This window comes from Actinomadura luteofluorescens, from assembly GCF_013409365.1.
GTDB lineage: Bacteria > Actinomycetota > Actinomycetes > Streptosporangiales > Streptosporangiaceae > Spirillospora > Spirillospora luteofluorescens.
In genome coordinates this window covers 6,730,772-6,744,410 of record NZ_JACCBA010000001.1, presented here as the reverse complement: position 1 = coordinate 6,744,410, position 13,639 = coordinate 6,730,772, and the positions used below count along the sequence as shown (strand labels likewise).

Annotated in this window: 11 protein-coding genes and 1 pseudogene; 5 read left to right on the top strand and 7 right to left on the bottom strand. The window is 71.4% G+C overall.

Annotated elements, in window-relative coordinates:
• Positions 1 to 26: 26 nt before the first annotated feature.
• The gene (locus tag BJY14_RS31425) at positions 27 to 812 is read left to right on the top strand and encodes a class I SAM-dependent methyltransferase (RefSeq protein ID WP_179846919.1); all 786 of its coding nucleotides are present in this window, start codon (positions 27 to 29) and stop codon (positions 810 to 812) included.
• A gap of 543 nt (positions 813 to 1,355) precedes the next feature.
• Here BJY14_RS31425 and BJY14_RS31420 read toward each other — a convergent pair.
• On the bottom strand, positions 1,356 to 1,958 hold the full coding sequence (locus BJY14_RS31420) for a GNAT family N-acetyltransferase (RefSeq protein WP_179846918.1): 603 nt from the start codon (positions 1,956 to 1,958) through the stop codon (positions 1,356 to 1,358).
• Between the two features lie 5 nt (positions 1,959 to 1,963).
• The gene (locus BJY14_RS31415) at positions 1,964 to 3,583 is read right to left on the bottom strand and encodes an NsdA family TPR-like regulatory protein (RefSeq protein ID WP_312879487.1); all 1,620 of its coding nucleotides are present in this window, start codon (positions 3,581 to 3,583) and stop codon (positions 1,964 to 1,966) included.
• A 422-nt stretch (positions 3,584 to 4,005) separates the two neighbouring features.
• Here BJY14_RS31415 and BJY14_RS31410 point away from each other — a divergent pair, with 422 nt between their 5' ends.
• From BJY14_RS31410 to BJY14_RS31395, 4 genes and pseudogenes are all read left to right on the top strand, one after another.
• Entirely contained in the window at positions 4,006 to 4,290 is a 285-nt protein-coding gene (locus BJY14_RS31410; RefSeq protein WP_179846917.1) for a hypothetical protein, read from the top strand.
• A gap of 291 nt (positions 4,291 to 4,581) precedes the next feature.
• Positions 4,582 to 5,613, top strand: a complete 1,032-nt coding sequence (locus BJY14_RS31405) for a mechanosensitive ion channel family protein (RefSeq protein WP_179846916.1) — start codon at positions 4,582 to 4,584, stop codon at positions 5,611 to 5,613.
• A gap of 71 nt (positions 5,614 to 5,684) precedes the next feature.
• Positions 5,685 to 6,050, top strand: a pseudogene (locus BJY14_RS31400) (globin); the annotation flags it as partial.
• A 24-nt stretch (positions 6,051 to 6,074) separates the two neighbouring features.
• Positions 6,075 to 7,646, top strand: coding sequence for a glycoside hydrolase family 13 protein (locus tag BJY14_RS31395; protein WP_179846914.1), 1,572 nt, complete (start codon positions 6,075 to 6,077; stop codon positions 7,644 to 7,646).
• 84 nt (positions 7,647 to 7,730) lie between these two features.
• Here BJY14_RS31395 and BJY14_RS31390 read toward each other — a convergent pair whose 3' ends face one another.
• The 5 genes from BJY14_RS31390 to BJY14_RS31370 form a co-directional block, all read right to left on the bottom strand.
• Positions 7,731 to 9,143: a S28 family serine protease gene (locus tag BJY14_RS31390; protein WP_179846913.1), complete on the bottom strand. Its 1,413-nt coding sequence runs from the start codon at positions 9,141 to 9,143 to the stop codon at positions 7,731 to 7,733.
• A 305-nt stretch (positions 9,144 to 9,448) separates the two neighbouring features.
• Positions 9,449 to 10,042: a GNAT family N-acetyltransferase gene (locus BJY14_RS31385; RefSeq protein ID WP_179846912.1), complete on the bottom strand. Its 594-nt coding sequence runs from the start codon at positions 10,040 to 10,042 to the stop codon at positions 9,449 to 9,451.
• Positions 10,039 to 10,470, bottom strand: a complete 432-nt coding sequence (locus BJY14_RS31380; RefSeq protein WP_179846911.1) for an acyl-CoA thioesterase — start codon at positions 10,468 to 10,470, stop codon at positions 10,039 to 10,041. The genes BJY14_RS31385 and BJY14_RS31380 overlap by 4 nt, the downstream gene beginning before the upstream one ends.
• Before the next feature lie 41 nt (positions 10,471 to 10,511).
• Positions 10,512 to 11,855: an enolase C-terminal domain-like protein gene (locus tag BJY14_RS31375; RefSeq protein WP_312879486.1), complete on the bottom strand. Its 1,344-nt coding sequence runs from the start codon at positions 11,853 to 11,855 to the stop codon at positions 10,512 to 10,514.
• Complete coding sequence (locus BJY14_RS31370; protein WP_218905672.1) at positions 11,852 to 13,387, bottom strand: aldehyde dehydrogenase (NADP(+)); 1,536 nt, start codon at positions 13,385 to 13,387, stop codon at positions 11,852 to 11,854. The genes BJY14_RS31375 and BJY14_RS31370 overlap by 4 nt, the downstream gene beginning before the upstream one ends.
• Positions 13,388 to 13,639: the final 252 nt, after the last annotated feature.

The following is a 13,639-nucleotide window of genomic DNA, read 5'->3' as shown; positions in this document are numbered from 1 at the left end:
GAATTGACGCGTGATCTAATAGTGGGATGAGCACGACGTTGCGCGAGTCGGCAGGGCGGGTGCTGAAGCTGCTTCGTGAGGCGCCCGGCGAGCCTGACATGTCCGCCGGGTACCTCGACTTGCTGGGGCCGTCCGCGAAGAGGTCGCCGTCCCTCGCCCAGTCGGTGATGGAGTCGACGTTCCTGCCGCGGATCTACGAGAAAGTGTGGCGGCCCGTCGGCTTCAACCTCGCCAAAGGCTGGCCCTTCGGCCCCGACACCGCCGAAGAGCACGCGATGGCCCGCGACTGGCTCGGCCTCTCGCAACCCGGCTGCGCCGCCCGTCCGCCCGCCACCGTCCTGGACGTGGCATGCGGACCCGGCAACGTCACCCGCGCCCTCGCCGCCGGCATCGGCGCGTCCGGCCTCGTCGTCGGCCTCGACGCGTCCGAGACCATGCTGACCCGCGCCGTCGCCGACACCGACCCCGCCGACCCCGTGACCTACGTCCGCGGCGACGCCGTCGACCTCCCCTTCCGCGACGCCGCGTTCGACGCCGTCTGCTGCTTCGGCGCCCTCTACCTCTTCGACGACCCCTGGGCGGCCCTGGACGGCATGACCCGCGTCCTCAGACCCGGCGGGAAACTGGTCATCCTCACCTCCCGGCGCCCGCTCGCCGCCCCACGCCTCGGCACCGAACTCCTGCGCCGCGCCACCGGCTTCACCGCCTTCGGCGACCGCGAGATCACCCGCGCCCTCACCGAGCGCGGCTACACCGGCGTCCGCCGGCGCCGCTACCCCCTCATGCAGGTGGTGGCCGCCGGTCGCCCCTGACCGATCCACAGCACGCGCCCCAAGATCGCGCTACGCTGCCGGAGCGACACGCACGGCCAACCGTGCCCACGATCGACCCCCTCCTGGGGTTGGGAAGCCTCCAGGAGGGGGTTTGTGTTTATTGCTTTTTTCTCCTCCTTCGGGCCTTGGCGGCCCTCCATCGTCGATAAAAGCGGGCGATCGCTGGCATCGCTCCGACTCGCCTTGGCGGCTCGCTGCGCGATCAGGTTCTCGCACGCTCGAACCTGCCTTCGGACGCGATCGCAACCGTTGGGGTTGTTGCGTGGTTGCGGCGCGGGCCGAGGTCAGCGGGTGTGTCTATTGCGATGCCTCCTCCTTCGGGCCTTGGCGGCCCTCCATCGTCGAGCACCGCGGCGATCGCTGGCATCGCTCCGACTCGCCTTGGCGGCTCGCTGCGCGATCAGGTTCTCGCACGCTCGAACCTGCCTTCGGACGCGATCGCAACCGTTGGGGTTGTTGCGTGGTTGCGGTGCTGGCTGAGGTTGTTCCTGTGGACGGTTTGTCGTCGTGTTGTCTGGGGCTTCAGCGCATCAGTTTTTGGATGTAGATGTTGACTATGCCGCCTATGGACTCGCGGCGGGTCTCCGTCCAGCCGAACTTGCTGTAGAGGGCCAGGGCGGGGGTCTGGAGTTCGGTGGTGTCGGCGCGCAGGATGCGGTAGCCGTACTCGGTCGCGCGTTCCTCCAGGGCTTGGACGAGCGCGGTGCCGTAGCCGCGGCGCTGGACCGCCGGAAGGACACGCAGGCGCACCATCTCGGCGGCGTCGAGGGCCGGGGCGCCGGGGGCGTAGCCGCCGTAGGCGCGGGCGCGGCCGCCGGGGATGAGGTCGGCGCGGCGCAGGCCGCCCATCGCGACTATCCGGCGGTCGAGTTCGCCGATGAGGAACTCGCCGTTGTTGCGGAGATAGATGTCCTCCATCTGGAAGAAGTCGTGGTCGTAGTAGACGCCGTCGCCGGGGCGCAGGCCGACCTGGGCCAGGCCCTTCTGGTGGAGGGCCAGGACGACGCCGTGGTCGGCCGCGCGGTACCGGCGGATCCGCAGGTCTCCGTAGCGCCATTCGGGGGGCTCGTCCTGGAGCCGGACGAGCGTGGGGTGGCCCTGCCAGGAGGCGTTGTCGGTGCTCATCCCGGTCAGACCTGCTCCCCCGGGCGGACGGCGGCGGGCTGATCCTGGGTCGGGCTCTTCACCGACGGGCCGGAGAGGGCCTCGTAGAAGTCCGCCAGCTCCGGGATCTGGCCGTGCTGGGTCGCGACCGCCGCGCCGATCTGCCGGGCGCGGTGCACGAGGATGTCGGACCGGTGGTCGGTCGGCAGGTCGTAGATGGCCTCGCGGCCCGCCGTCAGCGCGGCCTCGGGGTGGCCGGCGTGCAGCTTGCACATCGCCCGGTCGAGCCGCACCAGGGTCAGGTCGACGCGGTCGGTGGGCGAGTACAGGGTGAGGGCGTGGCTGAGCACCTCGTCGCCCTGCTTGTGGTCGCCGAGGTTGGTGAAGGTGTCGCCCTCGTAGAAGGCCATCTGCCGGTCGGTGAACCCGAACACCAGGTCGGAGGTGTCGGTCTTGGAGAGCTGGTCGAACACCGAGCGGCCGCGCACGAGCGCGCGGCGGGCGCTGGGGGCGGCGTCACCGCGGCCGCGCATCGCCAGCATGCCGAGTGCGCGCGCCTCCACGGCGGGGGCCATGGCGGCGGCGACGCCGGGGGTCCGGCCGGCGAGGTCCTGCGCCTTGCGGGCCAGGTGCAGCGCCTCGCGCGGGTCGCCGTAGTACATCGGGACGAGCGACTCGCGGACGGTCACCCAGGCGCGCAGCTGGCGGTCGCCGGTCTCGTCGGCGGCGGTCCGCGCGGTGCGGAAGAACGAGCGGGCGAGCCGGTGGTCCCCCAGGTTGATCATGATGAGCCCGGACAGCCCGGACAGCTGCGCGGCGATCCGGCACAGGCGTTCCTGCAGCTCGACCGGCTGGCGCTTGTCGCACATGCGGCGCACCTCGCTGAAGTCGAGCAGCACGTCGCAGAGCATCCGCAGCGACGGGGTCGCCTGGTACTGGCGGCCGTAGCCGTAGGTGGTCTCCTCCCACTGGTCGAGCATGGTCGGCGAGACGGTCGCGCTGACCAGGGTGTCGTCCATCTTGCGGCGCAGGTTGTCGACCGCCCCAAGGAACTGACCGTCGAGCGCCACGCCCGCTCCGGCCAGCAGCTGCAGAAGGGTTCTACGAAGCACGATGTCCTCCTCTCCCACATCAATGGTCAGGGGGCCGTCGGCGCGGTCATGGCCCCGCAGGTCGTTGACGGTCGCCCAGGGGCGCTCCTCGCTCCTGGGCACGATCGCCCCGACGATGGCGTCGGGGTCGGGTACCGGACGCAGGTCCGGCGCGCGCGGTTGCGGGACGCTCGCGGCGCCCGCACGGGCCGCGTGTCCGCGGCCGCAGATGCAGGGACTCTGGTAGTCGAGGGCGTCGGGTTCCACTCGGTAGACGGCGCACAGGTAGTGCAGGTACTCCGGGCCGGGACGCTTGTAGCCGCTCTCGTAGGCGGACAGCAGCGTCTCCCCGAGCCGCGGCGGCGGCTTGCCGTCGACCTCGTAGAGCGCCTTGACCTGCGCCACGATGTCGGACAGCGCGACGCCGTGGGCCAGCCGGTGCGCCTTGACCCTGCTGGTCCCGAACAGCGGCCCGCACTGCTCGTGGATCTCTTGGGCGATCTCTACCGGACCTCGTCCCCGTGCCAGGGCGTGCGCGCGTATCCGGCGAGCCACGTCCGTTTCTCTCCGAGGGGGGTCCGACATCCGGCCTCCTCCCGTCGGGCCGGCACGCCGCCCTCCTCGGGGGGTGGGCGGTCGTCCCGGCCACGGCGACCGGTCGTTTTGGCCACAACAGATAATCTCTTGCGCACGCAGCGTAATCCTCGTCACAGTCCCCGCCAAGCGATTCCGGAGAACTGATGAGGGCCGGGACGCGCTCCGCACCCCGCGGGTAGAGATTTTTCCTCCGCGGGGAGGAGGACTTCTCCTGAGGTGGGGTTATCCGGTTCTTCGGCGCTCGGCCGCCCCCTTGACCGGTCAGTGTGAGAGTTGCAAATCTCTCGTGTTGTGATCGAGCGAATCCGGAGTGTCGACCGTCCGGTCGACCGGGCCCTGGGCCCGCGGGCGATCCGCCCGCCTATGGAGGGGGTGCGAAGGTGGTCAGCGACAGACGCGTCGGCTACCTCGAAGAACTGGAGCACGAACTGGACACGCGGGGCCTCGTCGCGCGCGTCGTCAGGACCCGCTCGGGGCCGGCCTTCCTGAGGGTCGTGAACCCCGAGGCCGCGAGCCTCGCGGAGGACGTCACCTGCGCCCCCGCCCCCGAGACCAAGGACCACTACTTCTGGTGGTCGTGGGGCGAGCGCATGCACCGCGTCGACGACGTCGGCGGCGCGGCCCTCAAGCTGGCGCACGTCCTCCAGCCGCTCGCCGCGGGGTGAGCGGACGCTCCCCGGGCCGCTGAGCCCGGGCTCCGTCACAGACTCGGGCGCCCTGACCGGGCGACCCGCAAGGCCGGGCGTGTCCCGCGAGGCCGCGGCGAAGGGCGCGGCAGCCGCGGTCCCCGCGGGACACGTTCGCCCGGTGGACCCCCCTCCCCGGCCGGTCCCCGCCACCAGCCCCGGCGTTCGTATGAACCGGTCGGAACCGTCCCCTACGATCGGGCTCGTACCGCCGCCGGTCCACGGCGAGGTGGCGTGGAACCGCAATGGCCGGGGAGGGTCTGCCACACCATGTCTCTGTTCGCGTCGATCAGCGTGCCGCTCGCCGCGTCGCCGGTCGCCAAGCCGTTCCTGCCCTGGGCCGAGAAGGGGACCCCGGAGGCGGCCTGCAAGAACACCGACCCCAGCATCTCGTGCCGGCTGGTCTGGAACGTCTCGAAGAACACCGACTTCACCCAGTTCTGGGCCACCTGGCTGGACAAGCCGCTCACCACGCTGCTGTGGATCATCGTGACCTTCGTGGTGGCGCTGATCGTGAAGAACATCGCGCACCGGATGATCACCAAGGTCACGCTGCGGATGGCCGAGGGCACGATGTCGGAGAAGGTCCGGGAGCGGTCCCGGACGGTCTTCGAGGGCAGCCCCGCCCTGCTCAACAGGCGGCGCGCCCAGCGGGCCCAGACGCTCGGCTCGGTGCTGCGCTCCATCGCGTCCATCATCATCATGGGGACGGCCGCGTTCAGCATCCTCGGCTCGCTCGGCCTCAACCTCGCCCCCATCCTGGCCAGCGCCAGCGTCATCGGCGTCGCGGTCGGCTTCGGCGCGCAGAACATCGTCAAGGACTTCCTCGCCGGGCTGTTCATGCTGCTGGAGGACCAGTACGGCGTCGGCGACGTCATCGACGTGGGCAGCGCCAAGGGGACGGTCGAGGCCGTCACCCTGCGGGTCACCCGCATGCGGGACGTCGACGGCACCGTCTGGTACGTCCCGAACGGCGAGATCAAGAAGGTCGGGAACGAGTCGCAGAACTGGGGGCGCGCCGTCCTGGACATCCCGGTCGACATCAACGAGGACACCGAGAAGGTCAAGGAGATCCTGCAGACCACCGCCGACGAACTGGTCGCGGACTCGCCCTGGAGCGACATCGTCCTGGAGCAGCCGTCGGTGTGGGGCGTGCAGGCCCTCGCGGGCGACGCCGTCGTGATCCGCGTCGTGCTGAAGACGGTGCCGGGCCGGCAGGGCGACATCGCCCGCGAGCTGCGCGAACGCGTCAAGCGGGCCTTCGACGAGGCGGGCGTCACCGTCGCCACCCCCGCCCCCTAGCCCCTTCCCAGTGGATCAAGGTGAGGAAGGGGGCGTGTCTCACATAGGGTGGGAGCGCTATGGCTGAACAGGTGACCTTCTACGAAGCGGTCGGCGGCGAGGAGACCTTCCACCGGCTGGTGCACCGCTTCTACCAGGGGGTCGCGGACGACCCCGACCTCCGCGCGCTCTACCCCGAGGAGGACCTCGGTCCGGCCGAGGAGAGGCTGCGCCTCTTCCTGATCCAGTACTGGGGCGGCCCCAACACCTACAGCATGCGGCGCGGGCATCCGAGGCTGCGGATGCGTCACGTTCCCTTCGTCATCGGCTCCGCCGAGCGGGACGCGTGGCTGCGGCACATGCGGGTCGCGGTGGACGAGCTCGGGCTTCCCGAGGAGCTGGAGCGGCAGCTCTGGGGCTACTTCACGATGGCGGCGCAGAGCATGGTGAACGCCCCCACGTAAGCGGGTAGAGGGCCCCGTATGACGCGAACCCCTTGGTGGCGCAACGCCGTCGTGTACGAGGTCTACGTCCGCAGCTTCGCCGACGCCGACGGGAACGGCGAAGGCGACCTCCAGGGGATCCGGTCCCGGCTCGGCCACCTGCGCGAGCTCGGTGTGGACGCGCTGTGGCTGACCCCCTTCTACACCTCCCCGCTGGCGGACGGCGGCTACGACGTGGCCGACTACCGCGACGTCGATCCCCGGTTCGGCACCCTGGACGACTTCGACGCGCTCGTGGCGGACGTGCACGCCCACGGGATGCGGCTGATCGTCGACATCGTCCCGAACCACTCGTCGGACCGGCATCGCTGGTTCCGGGAGGCGCTCGCGGCGCCGCCCGGATCGCCCGCGCGTTCCCGCTACATCTTCCGGTCCGGCAAGCCGGGGGATCGTCCCGGCGAGGAGGCCCCGCCGAACGACTGGCCGTCGGCGTTCGGCGGCCCCGCCTGGACGCGGGTGGACGACGGCGAGTGGTACCTGCACCTGTACGCGCCCGAGCAGCCCGACTTCGACTGGCGCAACCCGGACGTGCGGCACGAGTTCGAGGACATCTTGCGGTTCTGGCTCGACCGGGGCGTGGACGGCTTCCGCATCGACGTCGCCGCCGGCCTGTTCAAGGACGAGTCGTTCCGCGACCTCCACGGCCAGGACCGGCGCATGCCGGACGGTCCCATCTACAGCCGTCCAGAAGTCCATGACGTGTACCGGAGATGGCGGCAGATCCTCGACGAGTACGACGGCGACCGCATGGCCATAGGCGAGGTGTGGACGGACGGCCCGGAAGACCTCGCGCTGTACCTGCGCCCGGACGAGCTGCACCAGGTCTTCCAGTTCGACCTGCAACTCGCCCCGTGGTCGGCCATGGCGTTCCGCGAAGTGATCGACGCCGCACTGAAGGCCGTCGCCCCCACGGGCGCCGCACCGACGTGGGTGCTGTCGAGCCACGACTCCGTCCGCCACGTCACCCGCTATGAGCGGCAGGAGGGTTTCCAGGGGATCGGGCTCGCCAGGGCCAAGGCCGCGTTACTGCTCCTCTTGGCGCTTCCAGGGTCCGCCTACCTCTACCAGGGCGAGGAACTGGGGCTGCCCGAGGTGACCGATCTGCCGGATGACGCCCGGCAGGACCCCATCTTCAAGCGGACGAACGGGGAGAAGGCGGGACGCGACGGCTGCCGGGTACCGCTCCCGTGGTCGGGCCGCGCCGAACCCTACGGTTTCTCGCCCGACGGCGTCCGGCCGTGGCTGCCGATGCCGGAGCGGTGGGCGTCCATGACCGCCGAGGCGCAGGCGTCCGACCCGTCCTCCATGCTGAACTGGTACCGCGAGGCGCTCGCCCTGCGCCGCCGCCTGCACGGCGACCTCCCGGAAGACCTGGAGTGGATCGACTCCCCCCAGACCGCCCTCTTCTTCAGGCGCGGTTCACTGCTGTTCGCCCTCAACTGCGGCGACAACCCTGTGCGCCTCCCTGCGGGCACCCCACTGCTGACCAGCACGCCCCTGTACGGCGAGTTGCTTCCCGGCAACACCGCCGCCTGGCTGAGCTCCCCCTGAATGCGCGACGCGGCGCGCCGGTCCGTGCGAGGGGTCGACGCACGGACCGGCGCACCGCGGCGCTTCGCCGATGAGTGCCTCCGGCTACAGCGGCGGGCGCTGGAGCTGGAGCGGGTCGTCGGCCATCGGAGCCGACTTGAGGGTCTGCATGCCGGTCCCGACGCCCGCCCAGCGCTTGACGTCGGTGATCGCCTTGGTCTGCTGGTCACCGGGCAGCTTGGCGATGAGCCGGCCGCTGTGGTTCATGCCCGGCGCGACGTAGACGGCCGAGTCGCGGCTGCCGCGCCCGAGGCGGAACGGCTCGGAGCCCCACGGGTCGTTGGCGCCGTACAGGAACAGCATGTGGTCGGCGTTGCCCCGCACCCAGCGGTCGATGTCGCGCATGGCGCGGCCGTTGTCGAACCGCATGGAGATGTCACGCGGAACGTAGGTGCGCGGCTGGTAGCTGTCCTCGTACCGCAGCAGCGGCCGCAGGTGCTTGAACTTCGGCGTCGGCCAGCCCAGCTGCGTCCCCGCCTGGTAGTAGTACGGGATGTACGGGGAGAGGCCCTGGTCGCTGTAGAACGACAGGCCCGAGATGTTGTCGAGCGTCTCGTAGAGCTGGTCGTCCGAGGCCTCGCCCGCCTTGGGCAGCGACGCGCAGTCGGACTGCAGGCTGTACTGCCAGAAGCCCCACTCGTAGTCCATCACCGAGTTCTCGAACGCGCGGTCCTGGGTGCGCAGGATGTCGAACGTCCAGCCGTTCTCGTCGGCGGCGGCCTTGAAGCGCTTGAGCATCTCGGTGCGGCGTTCGAGGAACCTGTGCGCGAGGGCCTTGACGTTCGCCCGGCACGCGGGGTCGGAGCCGACCGTCTGGAAGAACTTGTCGTAGGCGCGGTCGTCGTTGTTGCTGACGTCGTTCGGCGCCACGTACACGACGCTGCCGTCGACGTCACGCGGGTAGAACCGCTTGTGGTAGACGGCCGTCATGCCGCCCTTGCTGGCCCCCGTCGAGATCCACTTGCCCTGGTAGATGGTCTTCAGGGCGCCGATCAGCCGGTGCTCGTCGGTGGCCGCCTGCCAGATCGTGTCCTTCTTCCAGTCCGTCGGCTCCGGACGGGACGGGGTGAAGTACCGGTACTCGACCGAGATCTGGTTGCCGTCGACCAGGGCCGTCGGCTCGGAGGTGAACATCGTCTCCGGCGTGTTGTACCCGCTGGTGTAGAGCACCATGGGACGGTCCGCCGACTTGTGCTGCAACATGATGCGCTGCTCGAACCACTGCCCTCGCGGGTTGCGGTGGTCGACCGGCTGCCTGTACTCGAGCCAGAACCAGCGGTAGCCGGGCAGGGTGGACGGCTTCTCCGTCACCTGCATTCCGGGGATCGCCTTCAGCTGGGCGAGGATGTCGCCCGCCTGGGCGGCGCCGGCCTTCGCCGTGCCCGCCTGAGCCAAGGCCGCGGCCTGCGCCGCGGTGGCGCCCGCCCCGGTCATGCCCGCGGCGAGCAGCAGTGCCATGGCTCCTCGTGAGACGCGCCGCATTGTGCCCCTTTCACGTGGGTTCTCCACATTCGCGTCGCGACCCTAGAGGGAGAAGCCCACCGAAAACGGATTGCTGTTGGGCTTGTTACCTATCCGTGACGGGTCGGTTGTCACCCGATCGGACCGGAAAACAGGCCCAGGAGGGACGGAACCGTGATCAGGTAGGCAATGGCGTACACGCTGGAAGAACGCGGGGCGGCGCGGTGGGCCTCGATCACGTCCGGAACGGCGAACGGCCGCGAGCGGAGATCAGGAGCGGCGCTCAGGCCGGGAGGCGGGGATCAGGCGGGAGGGACGAGGGTGAACCCGTCGTCCCAGGGAGCCAGTCGTTCGAAGAGCCGTTCGTCGTGCCAGCGTCCGTCCAGGTGGATGTGGCGGCGGGCCGTCCCCACGGGCGTGAAGCCGTTGCGTTCGAGCACGCGCTGGGACGCGAGGTTGTCGACCCTAGTGAACGCCTCAACGCGGTGCAGGAGGAGCGCGCCGAACGCCACGTCCAGTGCCTGCCTGACCGCCTCGGTGGCGACGCCCCTTCCGGCGTGCGCGCGCGCCACCCAGTAGCCGACGAAGCAGCTCTGGAGCGGACCGCGCAGGATGTTGTTGAGCGTGATGCGACCGGCGATCTCGCCGTCGACGAGGATCACGCCCGGCCACATCTCCTCCACCGCGTACGCCTCGACCAGCTCGCGCAGGTTGGCGCGCTGGCCGTCGACGGTGAAGTACGCCTCGCCCCGCTCCGGTTCCCAGGGACGCAGGTAGGCGCGGTTCTCCCGGTACAGCGCCGCCAGCGCCTCCGCGTCCGCCATCTGGACGGCGCGCAGCCGCACCCCCGCCCGGCGGCCGTCGAGCGCGGGCGGAGAACCGGCGAGGGCCGTCATGGCCGGGGCACCACGTACCGCCCGATGAACTCCCGTTCCTCCGGGGTGAAGCGGCGCAGGCGGTTCGCCTCCACGTCGAACGCGACGAGGGTCGAGGTCGCCTCGGCGTACACGTGGTCGTCGTCCCGCACCTCGTAGGCCAGCTTGAACGACGCCGCGCGGGCCTCGGTCACCCACGTCTCCACCCGGATCGGGTAGACGGTCGGCAGCAGCGGGTACCGGTAGTCGATCTCGTGCCGGGAGATCACCATGCCGCGCACGGGCTCCTCCCCCTTGCGCACCGGGTCGCCGTGGAACATCTCCAGCCGGGCGTCCTCCAGGTAGCCGAGGAACTTGACGTTGTTCACGTGTCCCTGGGAGTCGATGTCACCGAACCGGATCTTGAATTCGTAGACGTGGCGGTACTCGGCCGCGGGCAACTGCTGCATGTCCTCGCCTGGGTTACGGGGAACCGGGGGTCGGCCCGATGCTACCCGGAGCGGGCGGAGCCCCTGACGAGGCAGGGGCGCTTCGGGTCGAACCGCCAGCCCGGGACCAGGTACTCCATCGCGGCGGCGTCGTCGCGGTCGCCCAGCCCGTACCGGACGTAGAGGTCGTGCGCCGCCTCCAGCCGCTCCTCGTCGACCTCGACGCCGAGCCCCGGGCCCTCGGGCAGCGCGACCGCGCCGCCGATGATCCGCGGCGGGTCGGTCGTGAGGCGCTGGCCGTCCTGCCAGATCCAGTGCGTGTCGATCGCGGTGATCTCGCCGGGCGCGGCCGCGGCGACGTGGGTGAACATCGCCAGGGACACGTCGAAGTGGTTGTTGGAGTGCGACCCCCAGGTCAGCCCCCACGCCTCGCAGAGCTGCGCGACCCGGACCGAACCGCGCATCGTCCAGAAATGCGGGTCGGCGAGGGGGATGTCCACCGCGTCCAGCCGGATCGCGTGGCCGAGCTGCCGCCAGTCGACCGCGATCATGTTGGTGGCGGTGCGCAGGCCCGTGGCGCGGCGGAACTCGGCCATCGTCTCCCGGCCCGAGTAGCCGCGCTCGGCGCCGCACGGATCCTCGGCGTAGGCGAGGACGTCCCGCAGCGCGGTGCCGAGCCGGACGGCCTCCTCCAGCGACCAGGCCCCGTTCGGGTCCAGGTTGACGCGGGCGCCGGGGAACCGCTCGGCGAGCGCCCGCACGGCCCGCGCCTCCTCCTCGCCGTGCAGGACGCCGCCCTTGAGCTTGAAGTCGGCGAACCCGTAGCGCTCCCGCGCGGCCTCCGCCTGCCGGACGATCGCCTCGGGCGTCAGCGCCTCCTCCCGCCGCACCCGCAGCCAGCCGTCCGCCCCGTCCGGCGGCGCCTCGTACGGAAGGTCCGTCCTGTTGCGGTCGCCGACGTAGAAGAGGTAGCCGAGCACCGGGACCGAGCGGCGCTGGACGCCGTCGCCGAGCAGCGCCGCCACCGGCACGCCGAGGAACCGCCCCATCAGATCGAGCAGCGCCGCCTCGATCGCGCTCAGCGCGTGCACGGTGATCCTGGTGTCGTGCGTGAGGGGGCCCCGCCCGCCCGCGTCCAGGTGGCCGAACGTCGCGCGGACGGTGTTGAGGATCTCGTCCGAGCGTCCGATGGGCTTGCCGACCACCAGGTCACGGGCGTCCTCCAGCGTCCGCCGGATGCCCTCGCCGCCCGGAACCTCCCCTACGCCCGTGCTGCCCGACGAGTCGGTGAGCAGCACCAGGTTCCGCGTGAAGAACGGCCCGTGGGCGCCGCCCAGGTTGAGCAGCATGCTGTCGTGTCCCGCGACCGGCACCACCCGCATCCCGGTGACGACGGGCGTGCTCACCGCGGCACCCCCTGGTAGGCGATAGGCCGCTGGAACCGCTCGACGGCGAGGCTCCCGACGGACGTCGTCCGCTCGTCGGACGTCGCCGGATACGGCCCGCCGTGCACCATGGCGTGCCCGACCCGGACGCCGGTGGGCCAACCGCCCCACAGGATCCGTCCGGCGAGCCGTTCCAGGACGGGCAGCAGCCGCGCCGCCGCCTCGCCCCCGCCGTGGACCGTCGCCGTGAGCTGGCCCTCCAGCCCGCGGGCCAGCCCGATCACCTCGTCGAGGTCGGCGCAGCGGACGACCAGCGAGCAGGCGCCGAAGATCTCCTCCTGGAGGTCCGGCCCGAAGTCCCCGGCGTCCACGGCCGCGAGGGCCGCCTGGCAGCCGGCCACCGCGTCCGGCTCCCGGCCGCGCGCGAGGATCTCCACGCCGGGCCGCCGTTCGAGCCTCTCGACACCTTCGGCGTAGGCGCGGGCCAGGTCGCGCGTCAGCATGGGAGCCCCGGGGTCGGCCTCGAACGCCGTCGCCGCCGCGTCCAGGAAGGCGTCCAGACCGGGTCCGTCGACCGCGAAGACGAGGCCCGGGTTCGTGCAGAACTGTCCGGCCCCGAGCGTCACCGACCCGGCATACTCCCCCGCCAGCTCGGCGGCACGCTCCGCCAGCGCGTCCGGCAGCAGGAACACCGGGTTGACGCTGCTCATCTCCGCGTAGACAGGGATCGGCCGCGGCCGGGCCGCCGCCGCCCTCGCGATCGCCAGGCCCGCCTTCCGCGACCCGGTGAACCCGACCGCCGCCACCCGCGGGTCGGTGACGAGCGCGATGCCGAGCGTGGGCCCGTCCCCGTACAGCATCGAGAACACGCCCTCGGGCAGTCCCGCCTCCTCGGCGGCCTCCGCGACGGCACGTCCGGCCAGCTCGCAGGTGCCGGGATGGGCGTCGTGCGCCTTGACGATCACCGGGCAGCCCGCCGCGAGCGCGGCTGCGGTGTCGCCGCCCGCCACCGAGAACGCCAGCGGGAAGTTGCTCGCCCCGAAGACCGCGACGGGCCCGAGCGGCACCCGCCCCTGCCGGATCTCGGGGCCGCCCTCGCCCGCGGGGTCGACGCTCGTCGCCGGCCCGGCCGCGACACCGGCGCCGCCCGGCGGGTTCGCGCCGTAGCGGGCGGTGGAGCCGGGCACCGTCGCCGCGCGCAGGTCGGAGGCGAACAGGCGCAACTGCCCCGACGTCCGCGCGACCTCCCCGGTCAGCCGGGCGACGGGAAGCCCGGTCTCGGACGCGGCGCGCCGGACGAGCTCGCCGGCCTGGTCGTCGAGCCTCCCGGCGATCGCATCGAGGAACGCGGCACGCTCCTCAGGGCCCGTCTCGCGGTAGGCGTCGAACGCCTCCTCCGCTAGGGCACAGGCCCGTTCCACCTCGGCGTCGCCGCCGTAGCGGTACTCAGGCCCGAGACGTTCCCCGGTACGGGGATCGACGGCGCAGATCGCCTTCCCCGTCCCGCTGACGCGCTCGGACCCGATCAGCATCTGCCCGGTGAGCTGCGCCAACGTCCCCGTCCTCCTAGCTTGGCCCGACTACCTGACCCGGACGATAGGAGACACGATCGATACCTGTCCAACACGAAAAACGCATCGTTCGATGCCCCCCAAGCATCACCCCCGAAGCCCGCCAGCCCCCGGCCCCCCACTCCCCACCTCACAACAACAGGCCCCCTCCGCCCGGAAACGCCGGTGGGATCGCCTCTGGTGGGAATGCGAACGGCCGCGCGGGTGGGGGTCGCGCGGCCGTTCGGAAAGGTT

Excerpts from the sequence above, each read along its gene's own strand:
- BJY14_RS31425 (WP_179846919.1), top strand. The coding sequence starts at position 27 with ATGAGCACGACGTTGCGCGAGTCGGCAGGGCGGGTGCTGAAGCTGCTT.
- BJY14_RS31420 (WP_179846918.1), bottom strand. The coding sequence starts at position 1,958 with ATGAGCACCGACAACGCCTCCTGGCAGGGCCACCCCACGCTCGTCCGG.
- BJY14_RS31405 (WP_179846916.1), top strand. The coding sequence starts at position 4,582 with ATGTCTCTGTTCGCGTCGATCAGCGTGCCGCTCGCCGCGTCGCCGGTC.
- BJY14_RS31395 (WP_179846914.1), top strand. The coding sequence starts at position 6,075 with ATGACGCGAACCCCTTGGTGGCGCAACGCCGTCGTGTACGAGGTCTAC.
- BJY14_RS31390 (WP_179846913.1), bottom strand. The coding sequence starts at position 9,143 with ATGGCACTGCTGCTCGCCGCGGGCATGACCGGGGCGGGCGCCACCGCG.
- BJY14_RS31385 (WP_179846912.1), bottom strand. The coding sequence starts at position 10,042 with ATGACGGCCCTCGCCGGTTCTCCGCCCGCGCTCGACGGCCGCCGGGCG.
- BJY14_RS31380 (WP_179846911.1), bottom strand. The coding sequence starts at position 10,470 with ATGCAGCAGTTGCCCGCGGCCGAGTACCGCCACGTCTACGAATTCAAG.